Genomic DNA, 17520 nt, shown 5'->3' with positions numbered 1-17520 from the left:
GCCCCCTGCGGCTTCGCGCGCACCGCTCGTCACGCCGTCCGCGGCGGAGAACAATGTGTCCCAGAGGCAGACCGGACCGCCGGGAGGCGTCATGAGCACATCAGCTGAGCCAAGGGTGTCCGGCCTTGAGGTCCGGTCCATCGACTACGTACCCCTCGACGAGCGGCACGGAAAGCTCTGGCATCTGGGCCCGCTGTGGTTCATGTCGAACGCCCAGATCGCGACCCTGGCCGTCGGACTGATCAGCATCACCGAGGGCGGCAACCTGATCTGGTCGCTGCTGGCCATCGTCGCCGGGACCGTCATCGGCACCTTCTTCATGGCCTTCCACTCGGCGCAGGGCCCTCAGCTGGGCCTGCCGCAGATGATCCAGTCGCGCCCCCAGTTCGGCTACGTGGGTGCCCTCCTGGTGTGGCTCTTCGCGTATGTGCAGTACGCCGGGTTCAACGTCTTCAACAGCATCCTCGCCGCCGAGTCCCTGCACGCCACCCTGCACGGCGGCGTCAAGCTGTGGGTGATCGTGGTCACCGTGGTCGCCCTCGTGATCGCGCTGGTGGGCTACGACATCATCCACAAGGCCGAGCGGATGCTGACCTACACCTTCCTGGTCATCTTCGGCGTCTTCACGGTCGGCGTCCTCGTCACCCTCCACTATCCGGCGGGCTCCTTCGACCTCGGCGCCTTCAAGTGGACCCCGTTCCTCGCGCAGTTCGGCGTGGTCGCCGGCTACCAGATCAGCTGGGCCATCTACGTCTCCGACTACTCGCGCTATCTCCCGCCGGACGTGACGGTCCGCAAGACCTTCTACTGGACGTACTTCGGCTCCGCGCTCGGCGGCATCTGGCTGATGGTCCTCGGTACGCTGCTGGCCGCCTGGGCGGGCGAGAACTTCGACACCATCACGTCGATCAACGCGGCCGGGGACAAGGTGTTCGTCGGCTTCGGCGCGATCGTGCTGCTCTTCGCCGCGCTGGGCCTCGTGTCCGTCACCGCGCTGAACATGTACGGCGGTTCGCTGACCCTCATCAGCGGCATCGACTCCTTCAAACGGGTGCGACCGACGCTGGCCGTGCGCCTGCTCACCCTCGGCCTGACCGCGGCCCTCTCCCTCATCGGCGCGCTGGCCGCCACCTCCAACTTCCTGGCGAACTTCAACAACTTCCTGCTGCTGGTGCTCTACCTGTTCATCCCGTGGACCGCCGTGAACCTGATGGACTACTATGTCGTGCGCCGGGGGCACTACGCCATCGCGGAGATCTTCAACCCGCACGGCATCTACGGCCGTTGGGGCTGGCACGGAATCATCGCGTACCTGGTCGGTTTCGCCGTCATGATCCCCTTCTTCTCCGTCGGCACCCTGTTCGTCGGTCCCGCCGCCAAGGCGCTGGGCGGAGCCGACATCTCCCTGTTCATCGGCCTTCCGGTCTCCGCCCTGCTGTACTGGTGGCTGACCCGCTCGATCGACGTGGCCGCCGAGACGCGCCTGGCCGAGGCCGAGGCGGCGGCGCTGGAGCAGGCGGCACACGAGCACCGCGAGCCCTGACCGCGGGGCCGCGCTCAGCCGGCCGACGGGCGCCGCCGACAATTCGAGCCCGGAAGGGCTAACGAATACGACAAATGGGTACTTTTCGTAAAGGTAGACGCAGGCGGCACGCGAGTGCCGTCAGCCCGCCTCGGGGTTCCGACCAGCACGTTCGTGGGCTCGGCGAGCGTCGGCTGCTGGTCCTCTGCTCTGGTCGAAGGGATGCCGGACATGAACGAGGACACGAGGAGCCTCCACCCGGAGCGGCCACCCGCGGGAGATCCGCGCCCGGCGGTTTGGGGCGATCCCGCCCCGCTGGGCCTGGCCGGCTTCGCCCTGACCACGCTGCTGCTCTCGATCGTCAACACCAGCCTGCTGAAGGAGAGCGCCGCCATCCTGCCGGTGCTGGGTCTCGCCGCGTTCTACGGCGGTCTCGCCCAGTTCGCCGCGGGTCTGTTCGAGTTCCGCCGCGGCAACACGTTCGGCGCGACGGCCTTCTGCTCGTACGCCGCCTTCTGGCTGACCTACTGGTGGCTCGCACCGCGCCTGGCACTCGCCGGGGGCTCGCACAACGCGCTCGGCCTGTTCCTGCTCGGGTGGGCGATCTTCACGGCCTACATGGCCGTCGCCGCGCTCCGTGTCAGCCTCGCCGTCCTGCTGGTGCTGGTGCTGCTCGCGCTCACCTACCTCTTCCTGGCCATCGGTGCCTTCCAGACGGGCGTGCAGCCGCACGCCATGACCCAGGTCGGCGGATGGTTCGGCATCGCCACGGGGCTCGTCGCCTGGTACACGTCGGCGGCGACCGTCATCAACGAGACCCACGGACGCACCGTCCTGCCCGTGGGCCCACGCCGGCCCGCCGCGGCCCCGCCGACACACGGCGAGCGCCTCCCCTGAGATGCGGCGGCGGCAGTCCATGATGGGAAGCGCCGCCGCCGAGCGTTCCGTTGCGGTGCTACACGGTGCCGGGCAGGTCGAGGAGCCCGATCAGTACGGCGGCCTCCGCACGGAGCTGAGATGCCCGGTTCGCCTGCGTGGGCGCCGTGAACCGGGCGGCGAGCGTGAGGCGTTCATCCGCTTCGGCCCGCACGATGGCGGTGATGTCCTGCTCGCTCAGCTCACGGCGGGCGGCCTCGCTGGCGCCGACACCGACCGGCAGCTGCTCCAGAGCCGGGCCCCGCGGCTCGGTGTCGTCCACCGGCACCGCCTCGGCGTTGTCCAGCGCGGCGAGGGTGGAACGCAGGGCGCTCACCGCGACCTTGTCGCGGGCGCGCATCGCATCCCGCAGAGCGTGACGCATATGAAGACGCAGGGACATGCCGCCGATCCTATGTCTGCGGCGTTCAGGTGTTCAGGCGTTCGGGTCGAAGGGGATGCCCGAGGGCATGGAGTGCGCCAGTGCGTAGGCGAAGTCGCCGTCCTTGATCTTGATGGTGGCGGCGCCGAAGTCCGCGCTCATCAGCTTGTCCCGGAAGCCGGCCGGGTAGCCGTTCCAGCCCACCAGGCGGGGGTAGAACCAGCCGCCGGTCACGTTCTCGGGCGGCTCGTCGTTGCCGTTGGCGAAGCGGAAGTCGTGGGTGGAGATGCCGTCCTTGTGGTAGACGATCTTCGGGTGGGTGCCGTCGAAGCGGACCGAGGAGCGGGCGGCCACCTGATAGCCGGTGTGCTGGGACACCGAGACGTACTGGACCTGGTTGTCGCTGATCCACACGACGACGTGCTCCCAGTCGTGGGTGTGTCCGATGGCCGCCGGGCCCAGCGTCGCCTGGTCCTTCTCGAAGTAGCTGGCGTACACGACGGCACACCAGCCGTTGTCGCACTTCTCGCGTGAGTAGGTGTTGGCGTTGGCGAGCTGGGCGTAGTCGTGGCAGTGGCCGTTGACGTCGCCGCCGAGTTTCAGACCGGGGTTGACGGTGCCGTCGGCGCCGATGGCGGCGGTGGCGTAGCAGCCGTCACCGTCGTAGTCGTAGGCGGGGGAGAAGGTCTGTTCCAGACCGTCGGCGTTCTGCGGCAGCAGGGTGAGGACGTTCGCGTGGGCGCTCGCGGGGACCGCCACGAGAAGCGCCATCGCGCCGAGTGCACCGAACAGGACCTTGGTCAGGGACTTCACGTCGCGCATCACGGCTCCTTGCCGGGCAGCCGGCGTCAGCAGTACAGGCCGTCGCCCGGCGCGACACCGAGGATCCGGGTGAAGCGCTGGTAGGCGTCGACGCGGCTCTGCACCTGGGCGGGGTTCTTGCCGTCGCATTCGAGGGAGCCGTTGATGGAGCGGATGGTCTGTCCGAATCCGGCGCTGTTGACCATGGCGTTGTGCGGGGTCATGCTGCCCGGTCCCGACTGGGTGTTCCAGTACCACAGGCCGGTCTTCCAGGCGACGGCGGCGTTGTTCTCCACCTGCCAGGGGTTGTTCAGAAGGTCGATGCCGAGTGCGTCACCGGCGGCCTTGTAGTTGAAGTTCCAGGACAGCTGGAGCGGACCGCGACCGTAGTACGCGGCCTGTCCCGCGGGGCAGCCGTACGGCTGGCTCCAGTCGCAGTAGGTCGGGTAGTTGGCGGTGTTCTGTTCGACGACGTACACCAGCCCGCCGGTCTCGTGGCTGACGTTCGCGAGGAAGGCGGCGGCCTCCTGCTTCCTGACCGTGTCGCTGCCGGTGTTCGTGAAGCCCGGGTAGGCGCTCAGGGCCGCGGTCAGCCCGCTGTAGGTGTAGAACGAGTTCCGGTTCGGGAACATCTGGTTGAATTGCGCCTCGCTCACCACGAACGCCGACCGGGGCGCCACGCTGCCGTGCGTCGACGTGGCCGGCCCGTGGCCGGAACCGGTCAGCGTGCCGGCGGCGGCGTGGGAGGGGGAAGCGGTGAGCAGACAGGCGGACAGGCCGAGCGCGGCGGAGACGACGGCTGCGGAGAGGGACTTGGCCATGAGTGGGGGGTGGCCTTTCGCGTGGGGCTGGGGAAGCACCGGTGAACCTAAAGGTATGGACCAACTTCGTCAAGAGGTGAAGTCAGCGCCGGCGAAGGGCAGTTGAGTAGCCCACCGGTTCACCTGGTCGTGTCGCATCACCGGTCGTGTCACATCGTCGCGGGCTGTCTCGTCTGACATGGGTAGCCGAACCGCCGAAGGAGACGTCGATGCCCACAGACGGGACCACGCGCAACAAAGAGACCTGGCACCGCTTTCATGACGCGTGAACAGCGGTGATCCGCAGATCATCGCGAAGGCCATCGACGAACTCGTCGCACCGGACGCGCTGTTCCATGCGCCGGTGCCGATGGGTGTGACGGGAGTGCAGGCACTCAAGCAGGTCTGGACGGTGCTCCTGCGCGCGTTTCCCGACATCCACGTCGCGGTCGAGGACGTGATCGCCGAGGGGGACAAGGTCGTGGCCAGGAACACGGTGACCGGGACCCACCGGGGCGAGTTCCGGGGGGTGCCGCCGACCGGCCGGTCCGTCACCTACGGCGAGATCTTCATCCTCCGTTTCGAGGACGGCCGGATCGCCGAGATGTGGGGCGTCGTCGACGTCGCGTCACAGATGCGGCAGTTGGAAGCCCGATGACCGCCCGGACGTGCAGGCCGGGTTTGCCGCCCCCTCCTCTCCCGGGACGGTCCGCGCGGGGAGCTGGATCCAGCCACCGGTGCCGTCTGCCGGCCGCCTCCTGACGTGGTGTTTTACAGTGGCTGGCGTCAGTTCCGGCGACCACACCTGTGAGGAATGCGCGAACATGCCGACTGAAACGCTCGAGTTTCAGGTAGAGGCCCGTCAGCTGCTGCAGCTGATGATCCACTCGGTCTACTCGAACAAGGATGTCTTCCTGCGGGAGCTCGTCTCCAACGCCTCCGACGCGCTGGACAAGCTGCGTCTCGAGAAGCTGCGGGACGACTCGCTGGACGCGGACGTGTCCGATCTGCACATCGAGATCGACATCGACAAGGACGCCCGCACCCTCACCGTGCGGGACAACGGCATCGGGATGTCGTACGACGAGGTCGGCCGGCTCATCGGCACGATCGCGAACTCGGGCACCGCGCAGTTCCTCCAGGAGCTGCGCGAGGCCAAGGACGCGGCCGGGGCGGAAGGGCTCATCGGACAGTTCGGCGTCGGCTTCTACTCCGGCTTCATGGTGGCCGACGAGGTCACCCTGGTGACCCGGCGCGCCGGCGAGGGCCAGGGCACCCGCTGGACATCGCGCGGCGAGGACACGTACACGCTCGAACCGGTCGACGACGCGCCGCAGGGCACCTCGGTCACGCTCCACCTGAAGCCCGCCGACCCGGAGAACCAGCTCCACGACTACACCTCCCCGTGGAAGGTCAGGGAGATCGTCAAGCGCTACTCGGACTTCATCACCTGGCCCATCCGCATGGTCCCGGAGCAGGCCGAGGGCGACGAGGCGCGCGAACCCGAGACGCTGAACTCGATGAAGGCCCTGTGGGCGCGCCCGCGTGACGAGGTGTCCGACGACGAGTACCACGAGCTGTACAAGCACGTCGGCCACGACTGGCGCGACCCGCTGGAGACGATCCGGCTGCAGGCCGAGGGCACGTTCGAGTACCAGGCCCTGCTGTTCCTCCCCGCGCACGCGCCCCACGACCTGTTCACCCGGGACTTCAGGCGTGGCCTGCAGCTGTACGTCCGGCGGGTGCTGATCATGGACGAGTGCGAGGCGCTGCTGCCGCCCTACCTCCGGTTCGTCAAGGGCGTCGTCGACGCGGCAGACCTCTCGCTCAACGTGTCCCGCGAGATCCTCCAGCAGGACCGCCACATCGAGATGATGCGGCGACGGCTGACGAAGAAGGTCCTGTCCACGGTCAAGGAGCTGATGACCAGGGACCAGGAGCGATACGCCACCTTCTGGCGGGAGTTCGGCACCGTCCTGAAGGAGGGACTGGTCACCGACGCGGAGAACCGCGACGCCGTCCTCGCCCTCGCGTCCTTTGCGAGCACCCACCACGACACCGAGCCGACCACGCTCAAGGGTTACGTGGAGCGGATGAAGGACGGGCAGCAGGACATCTACTACCTCACCGGCGAGTCCCGGCAGAGCATCGAGAACTCCCCGCACATGGAGGCCTTCCGGGACCGGGGCATCGAGGTGCTGCTGCTCACCGACCCCGTCGACGAGGTGTGGGCCGACGCCGTCGGCGAGTACGAGGGCAGGAAGCTGCGGTCCGTCGCCAAGGGGCAGATCGACCTCGATGCCGCGGGCGAGGACAAGGGTGAGGGTGAGCGGGAGAAGCAGGCCGAGGAGTACGCCGGCCTGCTCGGCTGGATGAAGGAGCACCTGGAGGAGGACATCAAGGAGGTGCGTCTGTCCTCCCGCCTCACCGTCTCCCCGGCCTGCGTGGTCTCCGACGCGAACGACCTCACCCCGGCGCTGGAGAACATGTACCGCGCGATGGGCCAGGAGGTGCCCCGCGCCAAGCGGATCCTGGAGCTCAACCCGGACCACCAGCTGGTGAAGGGCCTCAACCAGGCGTACAAGGAGCGCGAGGACCGCACGGAACTGACGGAGACCGCCGAACTCCTGCACGGCCTGGCGGTGCTCGCCGAGGGCGGCCAGCCGAAGGACCCGGCCCGCTTCGTCAAGCTGATGGCGGACCGCCTGGAACGCGCCCTGTAACCCCGATCCGCCAGACACCGGCGGCCTGCCCGGGGAACCGGGCAGGCCGCCGGTCGCGTACGGACCCGCGGTCATCTAGAGTATTGATCCAGAGATGGACATTCAGTCCAAGGCCTTGAGGGAAGGGCTTCCCGTGGACGAGCCGGCTGACACCGCGGCAGCCTCCGCCGAGGCCGATGAGCATCTCGTCCGCGAGGCCGAGAAGATCGCCGTGGCGTTGGGCCGCATGTTCCCGGGACTGTGCGAGGTCGTGCTGCACGACCTGAGGGATCCGCGGCATGCGATCCGGGCGATCGAGAACAACCTCTCCGGACGCCAGGTGGGGGACTCCGCCACCGAGCTGGGACTGGCCCGCATCGAGGACCCCGACTACCCCAGCGTCATCCAGAACTACCCCAACCAGTTCCCCGACGGCCGCCCCGCCAAGAGCACCTCCATCGGCATCAAGAACGCCGCGGGACAGTACATCGCGGCCCTCTGCCTGAACCTGGACGTGTCCGTCCTGTCCCCGGTGACCCTCGCGTTGTCCAACCTGGTGGCCACCGGGGCCGAGCACGGCGAGCAGCCCCTGGAGACCCTCCGGGACCGCAACGCGCGCGCCCTGCGCCGGGCGGTGGAGGCCCACGCCGCGGAGCGCGCCGCGACTCCCAGGTCCCTGAGCCGGGAGGACAAGAAGGCACTCGTACGGCAGTTGCAGCGCGACGGCTACTTCGACTCCCGCGATGCCGCCCAGACCATCGCGGACCTGCTGGGCGTGTCCCGGGCCACTGTCTACAACTACGCCAAGTAGCGGAGGCAGTTCGACGGCCAGGAGCCCCGACCTCGCCGACATCACCCACGCCGTCGGCGTCGAGCCCCGCAAAACCGATGTCACCTGCGGGGACCGCTCCGGTAGCGTCGGCGTCGTGACTCCAACAGATCTCGCGGCCGTCATCTCCGACGGCATTCACACGGCCATCCAGTCCGGACACATCTCGGCACAGCTGCCCGACGAGATCCGCGTGGAGCGCCCCCGTCACCGTGGCCACGGCGACTACTCGACCAACGTCGCCCTGCAGCTCGCCAAGTCCGCGGACCTGCCCGCCCGCGCCGTCGCCGAGGTGCTGGCGCCGCTGGTGAGCGCGGCCCCCGGAGTCGCGAAGGCCGAGGTCGCGGGCCCCGGTTTCCTGAACATCACCCTGGAGAGCGCGGCCATCGGCGCGTTGGCCCGGGACATCGTCCTGGCCGGCGACGCCTACGGCCGCACCGACCGGCTGGGCGGCCTGCGGCTCAACCTGGAGTTCGTCTCCGCCAACCCCACCGGCCCGGTACACATCGGCGGGGCCCGCTGGGCGGTCGTGGGCGACGTCCTCGCCCGGCTGCTCGAGGCCGCGGGCGCGGACGTGTCGCGGGAGTACTACTTCAACGACGCCGGAGCGCAGATCGACCGCTTCGTCCGCTCACTGCTGGCCGCGGCGCACGGCTCGCCGGTGCCCGAGGACGGCTACAGCGGTGCGTACATCGGGGACATCGCGGCCGCCGTGCTGCGTCGGCGGCCCGACGCGCTGGACCTGCCGGAGACCGAGTCCTCCGCGGTGTTCCGGGCGGTCGGCACGGAGCTGATGTTCGCCGAGATCAAGACATCACTCGCCGCGTTCGGAACCCACTTCGACACCTACTTCAACGAGAAGGACCTGCACGACCGCGGAGACCTGGACGCGGCCGTCGCCCGGTTGCGCGAGGGCGGCCACGTCTTCGAGCACGAGGGCGCGCTCTGGCTGCGCACCACGGACTTCGGCGACGACAAGGACCGGGTGCTGGTCAAGAGCGACGGCTCCTGGACGTACTTCACCGCGGACTGCGCGTACTACCTGAACAAGCGGTCCCGGGGCTTCGAACGGGTCGTCATCATGCTCGGCGCCGACCACGCCGGCTATGTGGGCCGGATGCGGGCCATGGCGGCCTGTTTCGGTGACGACCCGGACAGGAACCTGGAGATCCTGATCGGCCAACTGGTCAACCTGGTCAAGGACGGCACACCGGTCCGGATGAGCAAACGGGCGGGTACGGTCCTCACGCTCGACGACCTGACCGAGGCGGTCGGCGTCGACGCCGCGCGGTACGCGCTGGCGCGGGCCAGCGTGGACACGATGATCGACCTCGACATCGACCTGCTGACCCGGCAGTCGAACGACAACCCGGTCTACTACGTCCAGTACGCGCACACCCGGCTGTGCTCCGTCCTGCGCAAGGCGAAGGAAGCCGGCATCGGCAAGGGCGACCCGGAGGACTTCGACCCCGCCCTGCTCACCCATGGGCGGGAGACGGACCTGCTGGCCACGCTGGCCGAGTTCCCGCAGGTCGTGGCCACCGCGGCCACACTGCGCGAGCCCCACCGGGTGGCCTACTACCTGGAGGCGCTGGCCGGCACGTACCACCGCTTCTACGACGCCTGCCGGATCCTGCCCAGGACCGGCGAGACCCCGGACGACCGTACCCGGGCCCGGCTGTGGCTGACGGATGCGAGCAGGCTGGTCCTGAGCAACGGACTGCGCCTGCTCGGCGTCTCCGCACCGCACCGCATGTAGGCGCCCGGGCCCGGCGCTACGGAACGGGTTGGAAGAGGCCCGCGACGGCATCGCACCCGGATGCCGCGCGGACCTCGACGAACCACTCACGGCCGAGCAGCCGACCGACGACAGGCAACGGGAGACGAACCAGCACCCTCATCACGGGAGCAAGCCGGCCCGTGCCCGACACCTGGGACCGGTGGGCGGCCAGAGCCGCCCGTTTCCGCGCGGCGAAGCGCCGGACATCGACGGAGTGGGTGATGGCCTCGCGCGGGGTGTAGGAGGTACGCACCGCGTCCGGGTCGAACCGCACGGGGATCCTCAGCACCCGCACCAGCCTCACCAGGCGCGCCACCACATCACGCGGCATGGTCGCCTCCAGCACGCGGGGCACCCCGGTGAGCTCGGCGGCACGCCTGCCGACCTCGTGCACCTTGACGTGGTCGCGGTGGCCGTATCCGCCGCGCGCGTCGTAGCTGAGGAGCACGCCCACGTCTTCCTCGCGCAGGACGGCGGCCAGCCGTTCGGCCGCTTCCTCCGTGTCCGCCCGCGCGAAGCGTGCCCGGTCCGGCGGATCCGGGCAGAGGATCGCGCCGTGGCCGCTGTTCGCGTACCCCAGATGCACCACGCGCTGCGCTCCCAACGCGGCAGCGTCGGCGCGGAGTTCGGCCAGGCGTGGCGGTCCGCCGTCCGGCGCGGCCTCCATGAGGCCGTCCGTGGCGACCACGATCACCACGCGGTGCCCCTCGGCCGCGGCCCGCGCGAGCGTGCCACCCGTGAGGAGCACCTCGTCGTCCGGGTGAGCGTGAAAGGCCGACACGGTTGTCATGAGCGGACTCCACTACCGTTCTGTCGCATGAACATGAGGATGCCGCTGCCGGCGGTCCCCAGACTGGCCTGCGCCGTGGTCGTCGGAGCGGCGGTCGGTGCGACCGTGGCCCTGGCGACGAGTCCCCCACTGGGGATCCTCGCCGGGACCGCGTCGACGGAAGCCTTCTTCGTCGTGGCGGGCTGGCTGGTGCTCTGGCCGATGGACGCCGAGACGACCCACCACAACGCCCTGCGCGAGGACCTGCGTCCCCTCCTCGAAGAACTGGTGGTGGTGGCCACCTCACTGTGCGGGCTGGTCGGCATCGTGCTGTTGCTCCTCCTGAACGGTTCCAGGACCGGCGATGCCGCTGCACTGACCGCGCTCGCCGGTGTGTTCCTCGCGTGGGCGTCGCTGCATCTGATGTACGCCACCCGCTACGCCCACCTCTACTACGACGTGTCCGCCGGCGGCATCGACTTCAACTCCCAGCAGCCGCCCGCCTACCGGGACTTCCTCTACTTCAGCTACAACCTCGGCATGACCTACCAGGTCTCCGACACCGCCGTCTCCAGCCCGCTGATCCGGGCGATGGTGCTACGGCACACGCTGTTGTCGTACGTCTTCAGCACCGGCATCCTGGCCACCACCCTCAACCTGGTCGCGGGCATGGTCACCAGCTGATCCGGCCGAGTAACGCCCGGACGCGGTGGTCACCGGCGTACGGAGCCGAAGTCCAGGAACGCGTGCCGGAGCGTATACGGGCGCCCGGCAGCGCGGGCGAGCTTCATCCGACCTGTCGGGCGATGGTCCGTGCGCACTCCATCGACTCCGCGACCGTCGTGTCCACTTCCAGGTCATAGGCCACGCCCTGGTGGACCAGTTCCGCCTGGGACGCGGCCATGCCGACGGTCCGATCGCCGCGCGCGACCTCACGGCCCGCTGCCACGGCGGCGTCACACCTGACGCCGACCCACAGCACCTGCAGGTCAGCCAGGGCTTTCTGCCATCGCTGCTGTGAGGAGGCCCCACCGAGGAAGACCTCGTCGACGATGACCCGGGCGCCCGCACGGGCCATCGCGGCGACCCCCTCGATCCATGCCGCTTCCATGGTCCGGAACTCCGGGCCGACGGTCACCTCTCCGTCGGCGGCGAACCCGATCCCGCCGTCCGAAGTCCGCAGGGACGGCGGCATCGCCTCGACCAGCGTGTCCGTCCCGAGAGCCAGCCACGCGTCCGGCAGGACCGCCTGCAGGCACCGCACGATCGCGGACTTCCCCGAGCTGGAACCACCGTTGACCACGATCACCTGAGTCGTCACCGCGCCACCGTAGAGGCACCCGGGCACCGCCCCCCACACATTTCTCCCGTTGACGCCCACGGTCATGTCCGAATCTGGCCAGCACCGGGACCGGCTGATCGCCTAGAACAGGGACATGACGACTTACTCGGCCGTGGTCACCACCGGTATCTACTGCCGGCCGGGCTGCGGGTCGAAGCCGCTGGCGGAGAATGTGCGCACGTTCGAGCTCCCGGCGGCGGCGGAGGCGAACGGCTTCCGGGCGTGTCTGCGGTGCCGGCCGTACCGGGTGGCCGGGCCGATCGCCGCGGACGTCCCCGAACTGCTCTGCAGGGCCGTGCAGTTGATCATCGCGGGAGCGCTGGACGCGGGTACCGAGGCCGCGCTCGGCGCCCGGCTCGCCGTGTCACCCCGGCACCTGCGGCGGCTGTTCACCCAGCACCTCGGGGTGACCCCGGACCAGCTCGCCCGCTCGCGCCGCGCGCACTTCGCCCGCCGCCTGCTGGACGACACGGACCTGCCGGTGGCCGATGTGGCGTTCGCGTCCGGATTCGGCAGCGTACGGCAGTTCAACCGGGACATGCGGCTGGTGTTCCGGGCCTCGCCGGTGGAACTGCGCGGCCGGCGCCGGCGGGCGGACCGGCTCGTGGCGGACGGCGGACTCGAGATGCGGTTGCCGTTCGCCCCGCCGCTGCACTGGCCGGCACTCCTGGCCTTCCTGGCCGAACGGGCCGTACCGGGCGTGGAGTCGGTGCGCGAGGGCGTGTACCGGCGCACGATCAGCCTGGACGGCGAGGCCGGGCTGCTGGAGGTGCGTGCCGGCGGCGAGGACCATCTGCTGCTGCGAGCCCATCTGCCGTTCTGGGAAGGGCTGATCCACGTCGTCGAACGCGTCGGCCGGATCTTCGGCGTGGACGCCCACATCGCCCCGGCACAGGCCGCCCTCGCCGGTGATCCGCTGCTCGGCCCGCTCATCGCGGCCCGGCCGGGGCTGCGGGTGCCCGGCGCCTGGGGAGCTTTCGAGATCGCTGTGGACGCCGTACTCGGCCAGTACGCCGAACGGCCGGGGGCGCGGCAGCGGATGGCCGCTCTGGTCGCGGCCGCCGGACAGCCGGTTCCCGGGCTCGGCCACGGCCTGACCCACCTCTTCCCGTCCGCCGAGACCGTGGCCGCGACCGACCTGAAGGGCGCCGGACTGCCGCGGGAGACGGCGGACACGCTCGGTGCCCTGGCCCGCGCCGCCGCACAGGACGACACGTTGTTCGACGGGGGCTCGCCCCTGGCGGACTTCGTGCGCGCCGTGGGAACCGTGCCCGGCGTCACCGAGGACACCGCACACCGCATCGCGCTGCGACTGGGCTACGACGACGCCTTCCCGGCCGTGGACCGCGCCGCTGCCCACACCGCGGACGCGGCCGGATGGCGCCCCTGGCGCGCCCTCGCCGCCACCCACCTGGCCGTGGCGGAACTCGCCACGGCGACGGCCTGACCCCTCTGCTCGACCGTCATCCGTACCGAAGGGATCGAACATGCGAACTGCCCGGCGAGAACTGGCCGACGCCCTGCGCGCGCTGCACACACCCTCCGACGGGCGTGCGCTGGTGCTGCCCAACGCGTGGGACGCCGCGAGCGCGGCGCTCATCGCGCGGGCGGGCGCCCGGGCGATCGCCACGACCAGTGGAGGTGTCGCCTGGTCGGCCGGCCGGCCCGACGGCCACGGCCTGACGCGGGGGGAGATGACCGCGGCCGTACGGCGGATCGCCGAAGCGGTCGACGTGCCGGTGAGCGCCGACATCGAAGGCGGCTACGGGCCCGGCGCCGACGACGTCGCCGCCACCGTTCGCGAGGTGATCGCGGCCGGCGCCGTCGGTGTCAACCTCGAGGACTCGCAGGCGCCGGGCGGGCCGCTCTACGACGTGCCCGCTCAGGCCGCACGGCTGCGCGCGGCCCGTTCCACCGCCGCGGAGACGGGGCTGCCCGGCCTGTGGATCAACGCGCGCACGGACGTGTTCCTGTTCGGCATCGGCGCTCCGCAGGGCCGCGTGGAGAACGTGCTGACCAGAGCGAAGGCCTACGCCGCAGCGGGCGCCGACAGCCTGTTCGTGCCCGGCCTCGTCGACCTGGACACGGTGGCCGAACTGGTCCGGCGCAGCCCGCTGCCGGTCAACGTCATGGCCGGTCCGGGCGCGCCGCCGGTGCCGGCGTTCGAGGCGGTCGGCGTCCGCCGCGTCAGCGTGGGCACGGCGCTCGCTCAGACCGCGTACGGCATCATCCAGCGTGCGGCCGCCGAACTGCTGGGCGCGGGGACCTACGACGCCATGACGGGCGCGGCCGACTTCGGCACCGTCAACGACGCCGTCACCACCGAACGCCCGGTGCGGTGACGCCTGACCCTCCGTCATCCCTCGGCATCCGGGACATCAACGGCATCGCATGTGAAAGTTAAGGATTCCTGCTGTATTCGTAATGCCATGCGCGCTTCCCGTACACAAGCGGGCAGAGGTTGCAGGGTGTGGGCGTGCGGCCGACCGGCCGCCGCCTGTGCGCAAACCTCGTGAAGGAGGACCTCGTGTCCGTTTCTTCTTCCGTCCGCCGTACGACCGCCGTCGTCGCCACCGCCGCCGCCCTGGTGGGTGCCGTGACGCTCCCGGCAGCGGCTGCCGGTCACCGGCCCGGCCGTCCGCACGCCATGGTGTTCATCAGCGGCGTGCGGCACGACCGGCTGGACGGGAACGGCCGTTCCCACCGCTCCCTGAACGAGCAGTGGGTCGACCTCACGAACGGCTCCCGCCGAGCCATGAACCTGGACAACTGGACCCTGTCCGACCGGGACGGCCACACCTACACCTTCCATCACGTGCGGCTCGAGGGCCGGGCCACGGTCCGCGTGCACACCGGTGCAGGCAAGGACACCAAGACCGACCTCTACCAGGACCGCCGCACACGCGTCTGGGACGTCAACACCGACACCGCGATCCTGCGCGACGCGCGCGGCCGCGTCGTCGACGTCGTCTCCTGGGGTCACGAAGGTGGTGCCGGCGCCCGCCGGCACCACATCGACGGCCACCACGGCCTGCACGGCGACCACGGCCTCCACGGCCGCGGCACCCGTCGCTGACGCCTCTTTCGACAGCGTACGGGTCCGGCCCCGGACGGCGTCCTCGCCGGCCGGGGCTGACTCGTTCCCCGCGTGCGGGGCCCGAGCTCACACCCGGCCGCGCCGGACTCGCGGGGCGAGGACACGACGAAGGTGCGGACGGTCTGCTCGTACTGCGGGGTGGGCTGCGAACTGGCGCAGTGGTCCTGGAGACGGCAGGCCGTCGACGTCGTCGCCGAGTTCGCTATCCGGGCCGGGGCACAGGAATGGGCGGACGTGCTGGGCCGCCTGCAACCCCGCCTGTACTCGATATCCTCGAGCCCTCTCACCGACCCGCACCTCGTGTCGCTGACGGTCTCCGTCGTCCGCTACGAGAAGCCGGCCGGCCGCGCCCGCCAGCGCGTGTGCTCCCCGTTCCTCGCCGACGCCGAACCGGACACGCCGGTGCCGGTCCGCGTCCAGCGGGCACCGCACTTCCGCCCGCCCGCCGACCCGGCCACACCGGCGGTGATGGTGGGCCCGGGCACGGGCGTCGCGCCCTTCATCGGCTTCCTTGCGGAGCGCCGGGCCCGCGGCCACCGCGCGCCGAACTGGCTGTTCTTCGGCGAACAGCACCGCGCGACGGACTTCTACCACGAGGAGGAACTGACCGCGTTCCTGTCCGGGGCACGCTCACCCGCCTGGACACCGCCTTCTCCCGCGACCAGCGCGCCAAGGTCTACGTCCAGGACCGGATGCGCGAACACGGTTCCCTGCTGTGGTCCTGGCTCCAGGACGGCGCCCACTTCTACGTCTGCGGCGACGCCACCCGCATGGCCAAGGACGTCGACCGGGCCCTGCGGGACATCGCCGTGATGCACGGCGGCCTGGACGAGCCGGAGGCGGCGGCCTACGTCAAGCAACTCGCCGCCGACAAGCGGCAGTGCGTGACGCGTACTGACTTGGCCGTACCACCGCGGAGTCAGGTCTGCCGGGCGTGTACCGGGTCGTGGGCGACTTCGTCGGGGCACTTCCGGTGCCGTGGGCGTGTCCGCCGGTCGCGGTGCCAGTCGAATGCCGCCAGAGCCAGTGACGCCCCCATGCCGACGAGGGCGGCAGCCAGCGCGGCGGCGAGGGTGCCCCGGTAGTCGTCGGTTCTGCCCAGCACCAGGTAGAAGAGGGCGGGCAGAGCGGCGGTCCCCACCGCGGCGCCGAGCCGCTGTCCGGTCTGCAGGGCGCCGCCCGCGGCCCCCGCCATGCGCACGGGCACGTCCCGCAGGGTCATGGTGATGTTGGGGGAGACCACGAAGCCGCCCCCGACGCCCCCCAGGAACAGCACCGGGGCGGCCACCCAGGGAGCGATACCGAGCGGGGCGAAGCGGAGCAGCAGCGCGGTTCCGCCGAGGCCCAGGATCACGCCCGCCAGACCGCACACGGTGAGCAGGCGGCCGAACCTGTCCACCAGCCGGCCGGCGACGACGGCCGCGCTCGCCGTGCCGAGGGCGAACGGGGTCACCGCCAGACCGGACCGGAGCGGGGAGAAGCCGAGACCGTGCTGGTAGAAGAGGGCGAAGACCAGCCAGACGCCGCTGAAGCCGATGAAGTACAGCGTGCCCACACCGGCTCCGACGGCATAGCCACGCACAGTGGTGAACAGGCGCGGGTCGAGCAGCGGCTGGGTGCCACGGGCGACGAGCCGGCGCTGCCACCGGGTGAACCCGGCGAGCACCGCGCCGCCCGCGAGGAACAGCCACCAGAGGCTGCCGATGCCGCCGGAGTCAGCCTGGACCAGCGGGTACATCAGCGCGAGCACGCCGAGGCCGAGGAGCAGCACGCCGGGCAGATCCACGTGGCCCCGCCCGGAACGCCGGGTGCGGGGCAGCAGACGGCGGCCGAGCAGCACGGCGAGGATGCCGATGGGCACGTTGACGTAGAAGATCCACCGCCAGCCCTGGTCGCCGGAGGCGAGGGCGAGGACGAGACCGCCGGTGAGGGGTCCGACGGCGGACGAGATACCCACCGTGGTGCCGAAGAGACCGAAGGCGCGGCCGCGTTCCGCGCCGCGGAACATCTGCTGGATCAGCGCGGAGTTCTGGGGTGCCATGAAACCCGCCGCCAGCCCCTGGGCGAGGCGGGCCATCACCAGCACGGTGATGTCGGGGGCCGCTCCGCACGCCGCGCTGAAGACCACGAAGCCGCTGAGGGCCAGCAGGAAGATACGGCGCCGGTCCAGGGCGTCGCCGAGACGGCCGGCGGTGACGAGGGCGAGGGCGAAGGCCGGGGCGTAACCGGAGACCACCCACTGGACCTGGGCAGGGGAGGCGTGCAGGTCCCGTTGGACGGTGGGCAGGGCGACCGCCACGATCGTCACGTCCAGCAGGCTCATGAAGCCGGCCACCAGGGTGACCCACAGGGCACGCCACCGGTGCGGATCCGGCTCGTACCCGTCCTGGGGGGCGCCCGTGTTCCGGCCGCTCTCGGCTGACGCTGTCACCGGGGCTCCTCTCCCCGGGCCGGCACCCGGCTCACCAGGACCGCACCCGGGCGAACCAAGTTCCCGCACCGCGGCGTGACCACACCTCCCGGACGGCTGCCGCACGTTTGAGCGGGCGAGAACTGTGCAGGCGTGCAGAACACGACCGGC

At 70.5% G+C, this 17520-nt stretch carries 16 protein-coding genes and 1 pseudogene; 11 read left to right on the top strand and 6 right to left on the bottom strand.

The genetic code is table 11. The annotated features are described in order from the left end of the window. Positions 1 to 91 precede the first annotated feature (91 nt). Together ACZ7HQ_RS12050 and ACZ7HQ_RS12045 are read left to right on the top strand one after the other, a co-directional pair. Positions 92 to 1543 (top strand): purine-cytosine permease family protein, encoded by a 1452-nt coding sequence (locus tag ACZ7HQ_RS12050; RefSeq protein WP_470987534.1) that lies wholly within the window; start codon positions 92 to 94, stop codon positions 1541 to 1543. Positions 1544 to 1753: 210 nt separating this feature from the next. Then, the gene (locus ACZ7HQ_RS12045; protein WP_470987532.1) at positions 1754 to 2419 is read left to right on the top strand and encodes an acetate uptake transporter; all 666 of its coding nucleotides are present in this window, start codon (positions 1754 to 1756) and stop codon (positions 2417 to 2419) included. A 58-nt stretch (positions 2420 to 2477) separates the two neighbouring features. Here the strand turns inward: ACZ7HQ_RS12045 and ACZ7HQ_RS12040 are convergent, their stop codons facing one another. From ACZ7HQ_RS12040 to ACZ7HQ_RS12030, 3 genes are all read right to left on the bottom strand, one after another. After that, positions 2478 to 2798 (bottom strand): GatB/YqeY domain-containing protein, encoded by a 321-nt coding sequence (locus ACZ7HQ_RS12040; RefSeq protein WP_470988898.1) that lies wholly within the window; start codon positions 2796 to 2798, stop codon positions 2478 to 2480. A gap of 75 nt (positions 2799 to 2873) precedes the next feature. Then, the gene (locus ACZ7HQ_RS12035) at positions 2874 to 3641 is read right to left on the bottom strand and encodes an NPP1 family protein (protein WP_470987530.1); all 768 of its coding nucleotides are present in this window, start codon (positions 3639 to 3641) and stop codon (positions 2874 to 2876) included. Between the two features lie 26 nt (positions 3642 to 3667). Beyond that, positions 3668 to 4441, bottom strand: coding sequence for a chitinase (locus ACZ7HQ_RS12030; protein WP_470987528.1), 774 nt, complete (start codon positions 4439 to 4441; stop codon positions 3668 to 3670). A 265-nt stretch (positions 4442 to 4706) separates the two neighbouring features. On the opposite strand from ACZ7HQ_RS12030, the gene ACZ7HQ_RS12025 reads away from it, so the two are divergent. From ACZ7HQ_RS12025 to argS, 4 genes are all read left to right on the top strand, one after another. Further along, on the top strand, positions 4707 to 5078 hold the full coding sequence (locus ACZ7HQ_RS12025) for an ester cyclase (RefSeq protein ID WP_470987526.1): 372 nt from the start codon (positions 4707 to 4709) through the stop codon (positions 5076 to 5078). Positions 5079 to 5244: 166 nt separating this feature from the next. Beyond that, positions 5245 to 7143 (top strand): molecular chaperone HtpG, encoded by a 1899-nt coding sequence (gene htpG / locus ACZ7HQ_RS12020; RefSeq protein ID WP_470987524.1) that lies wholly within the window; start codon positions 5245 to 5247, stop codon positions 7141 to 7143. Between the two features lie 133 nt (positions 7144 to 7276). Then, on the top strand, positions 7277 to 7933 hold the full coding sequence (locus ACZ7HQ_RS12015; protein WP_470987523.1) for a helix-turn-helix transcriptional regulator: 657 nt from the start codon (positions 7277 to 7279) through the stop codon (positions 7931 to 7933). A gap of 115 nt (positions 7934 to 8048) precedes the next feature. Next, on the top strand, positions 8049 to 9710 hold the full coding sequence (gene argS / locus ACZ7HQ_RS12010; protein WP_470987521.1) for an arginine--tRNA ligase: 1662 nt from the start codon (positions 8049 to 8051) through the stop codon (positions 9708 to 9710). A 16-nt stretch (positions 9711 to 9726) separates the two neighbouring features. Here the strand turns inward: argS and ACZ7HQ_RS12005 are convergent, their stop codons facing one another. Further along, positions 9727 to 10521: a PIG-L deacetylase family protein gene (locus tag ACZ7HQ_RS12005; RefSeq protein WP_470987519.1), complete on the bottom strand. Its 795-nt coding sequence runs from the start codon at positions 10519 to 10521 to the stop codon at positions 9727 to 9729. 27 nt (positions 10522 to 10548) lie between these two features. Here ACZ7HQ_RS12005 and ACZ7HQ_RS12000 point away from each other — a divergent pair, with 27 nt between their 5' ends. Next, on the top strand, positions 10549 to 11184 hold the full coding sequence (locus ACZ7HQ_RS12000) for a DUF1345 domain-containing protein (RefSeq protein ID WP_470987517.1): 636 nt from the start codon (positions 10549 to 10551) through the stop codon (positions 11182 to 11184). 103 nt (positions 11185 to 11287) lie between these two features. Here ACZ7HQ_RS12000 and cpt read toward each other — a convergent pair whose 3' ends face one another. After that, the gene (gene cpt / locus ACZ7HQ_RS11995) at positions 11288 to 11821 is read right to left on the bottom strand and encodes a chloramphenicol phosphotransferase CPT (protein WP_470987516.1); all 534 of its coding nucleotides are present in this window, start codon (positions 11819 to 11821) and stop codon (positions 11288 to 11290) included. A gap of 115 nt (positions 11822 to 11936) precedes the next feature. Here cpt and ACZ7HQ_RS11990 point away from each other — a divergent pair, with 115 nt between their 5' ends. The 4 genes and pseudogenes from ACZ7HQ_RS11990 to ACZ7HQ_RS11975 form a co-directional block, all read left to right on the top strand. Continuing rightward, positions 11937 to 13289 (top strand): bifunctional transcriptional activator/DNA repair enzyme AdaA, encoded by a 1353-nt coding sequence (locus tag ACZ7HQ_RS11990; protein WP_470987515.1) that lies wholly within the window; start codon positions 11937 to 11939, stop codon positions 13287 to 13289. A gap of 40 nt (positions 13290 to 13329) precedes the next feature. Then, entirely contained in the window at positions 13330 to 14184 is an 855-nt protein-coding gene (locus ACZ7HQ_RS11985) for an isocitrate lyase/PEP mutase family protein (protein ID WP_470987513.1), read from the top strand. 185 nt (positions 14185 to 14369) lie between these two features. Continuing rightward, positions 14370 to 14918 carry a lamin tail domain-containing protein gene (locus tag ACZ7HQ_RS11980; protein WP_470987511.1) on the top strand — a complete coding sequence of 183 codons (549 nt, stop codon included), beginning with the start codon at positions 14370 to 14372 and terminating at the stop codon, positions 14916 to 14918. A gap of 168 nt (positions 14919 to 15086) precedes the next feature. Continuing rightward, positions 15087 to 15837: pseudogene (locus tag ACZ7HQ_RS11975) on the top strand (flavodoxin domain-containing protein); the annotation flags it as partial. A gap of 21 nt (positions 15838 to 15858) precedes the next feature. On the opposite strand, the gene ACZ7HQ_RS11970 reads toward ACZ7HQ_RS11975, so the two are convergent. Next, positions 15859 to 17370 carry an MFS transporter gene (locus ACZ7HQ_RS11970; protein WP_470987509.1) on the bottom strand — a complete coding sequence of 504 codons (1512 nt, stop codon included), beginning with the start codon at positions 17368 to 17370 and terminating at the stop codon, positions 15859 to 15861. Positions 17371 to 17520: the final 150 nt, after the last annotated feature.

It is taken from the genome of Streptomyces sp. NPDC037290, assembly GCF_055603245.1.
Note: the sequence above shows the minus strand (reverse complement) of the source record. Positions and strands in the feature narration are given on the sequence as shown.

What these genes read in the sequence shown, in the direction of transcription:
- ACZ7HQ_RS12050 (WP_470987534.1), top strand. Translation starts at nt 92, where the DNA reads ATGAGCACATCAGCTGAGCCAAGGGTGTCCGGCCTTGAGGTCCGGTCC.
- ACZ7HQ_RS12045 (WP_470987532.1), top strand. Translation starts at nt 1,754, where the DNA reads ATGAACGAGGACACGAGGAGCCTCCACCCGGAGCGGCCACCCGCGGGA.
- ACZ7HQ_RS12040 (WP_470988898.1), bottom strand. Translation starts at nt 2,798, where the DNA reads ATGCGCGCCCGCGACAAGGTCGCGGTGAGCGCCCTGCGTTCCACCCTC.
- ACZ7HQ_RS12035 (WP_470987530.1), bottom strand. Translation starts at nt 3,641, where the DNA reads ATGCGCGACGTGAAGTCCCTGACCAAGGTCCTGTTCGGTGCACTCGGC.
- ACZ7HQ_RS12030 (WP_470987528.1), bottom strand. Translation starts at nt 4,441, where the DNA reads ATGGCCAAGTCCCTCTCCGCAGCCGTCGTCTCCGCCGCGCTCGGCCTG.
- htpG (WP_470987524.1), top strand. Translation starts at nt 5,245, where the DNA reads ATGCCGACTGAAACGCTCGAGTTTCAGGTAGAGGCCCGTCAGCTGCTG.
- ACZ7HQ_RS12005 (WP_470987519.1), bottom strand. Translation starts at nt 10,521, where the DNA reads ATGACAACCGTGTCGGCCTTTCACGCTCACCCGGACGACGAGGTGCTC.
- ACZ7HQ_RS12000 (WP_470987517.1), top strand. Translation starts at nt 10,549, where the DNA reads ATGAACATGAGGATGCCGCTGCCGGCGGTCCCCAGACTGGCCTGCGCC.
- ACZ7HQ_RS11990 (WP_470987515.1), top strand. Translation starts at nt 11,937, where the DNA reads ATGACGACTTACTCGGCCGTGGTCACCACCGGTATCTACTGCCGGCCG.
- ACZ7HQ_RS11985 (WP_470987513.1), top strand. Translation starts at nt 13,330, where the DNA reads ATGCGAACTGCCCGGCGAGAACTGGCCGACGCCCTGCGCGCGCTGCAC.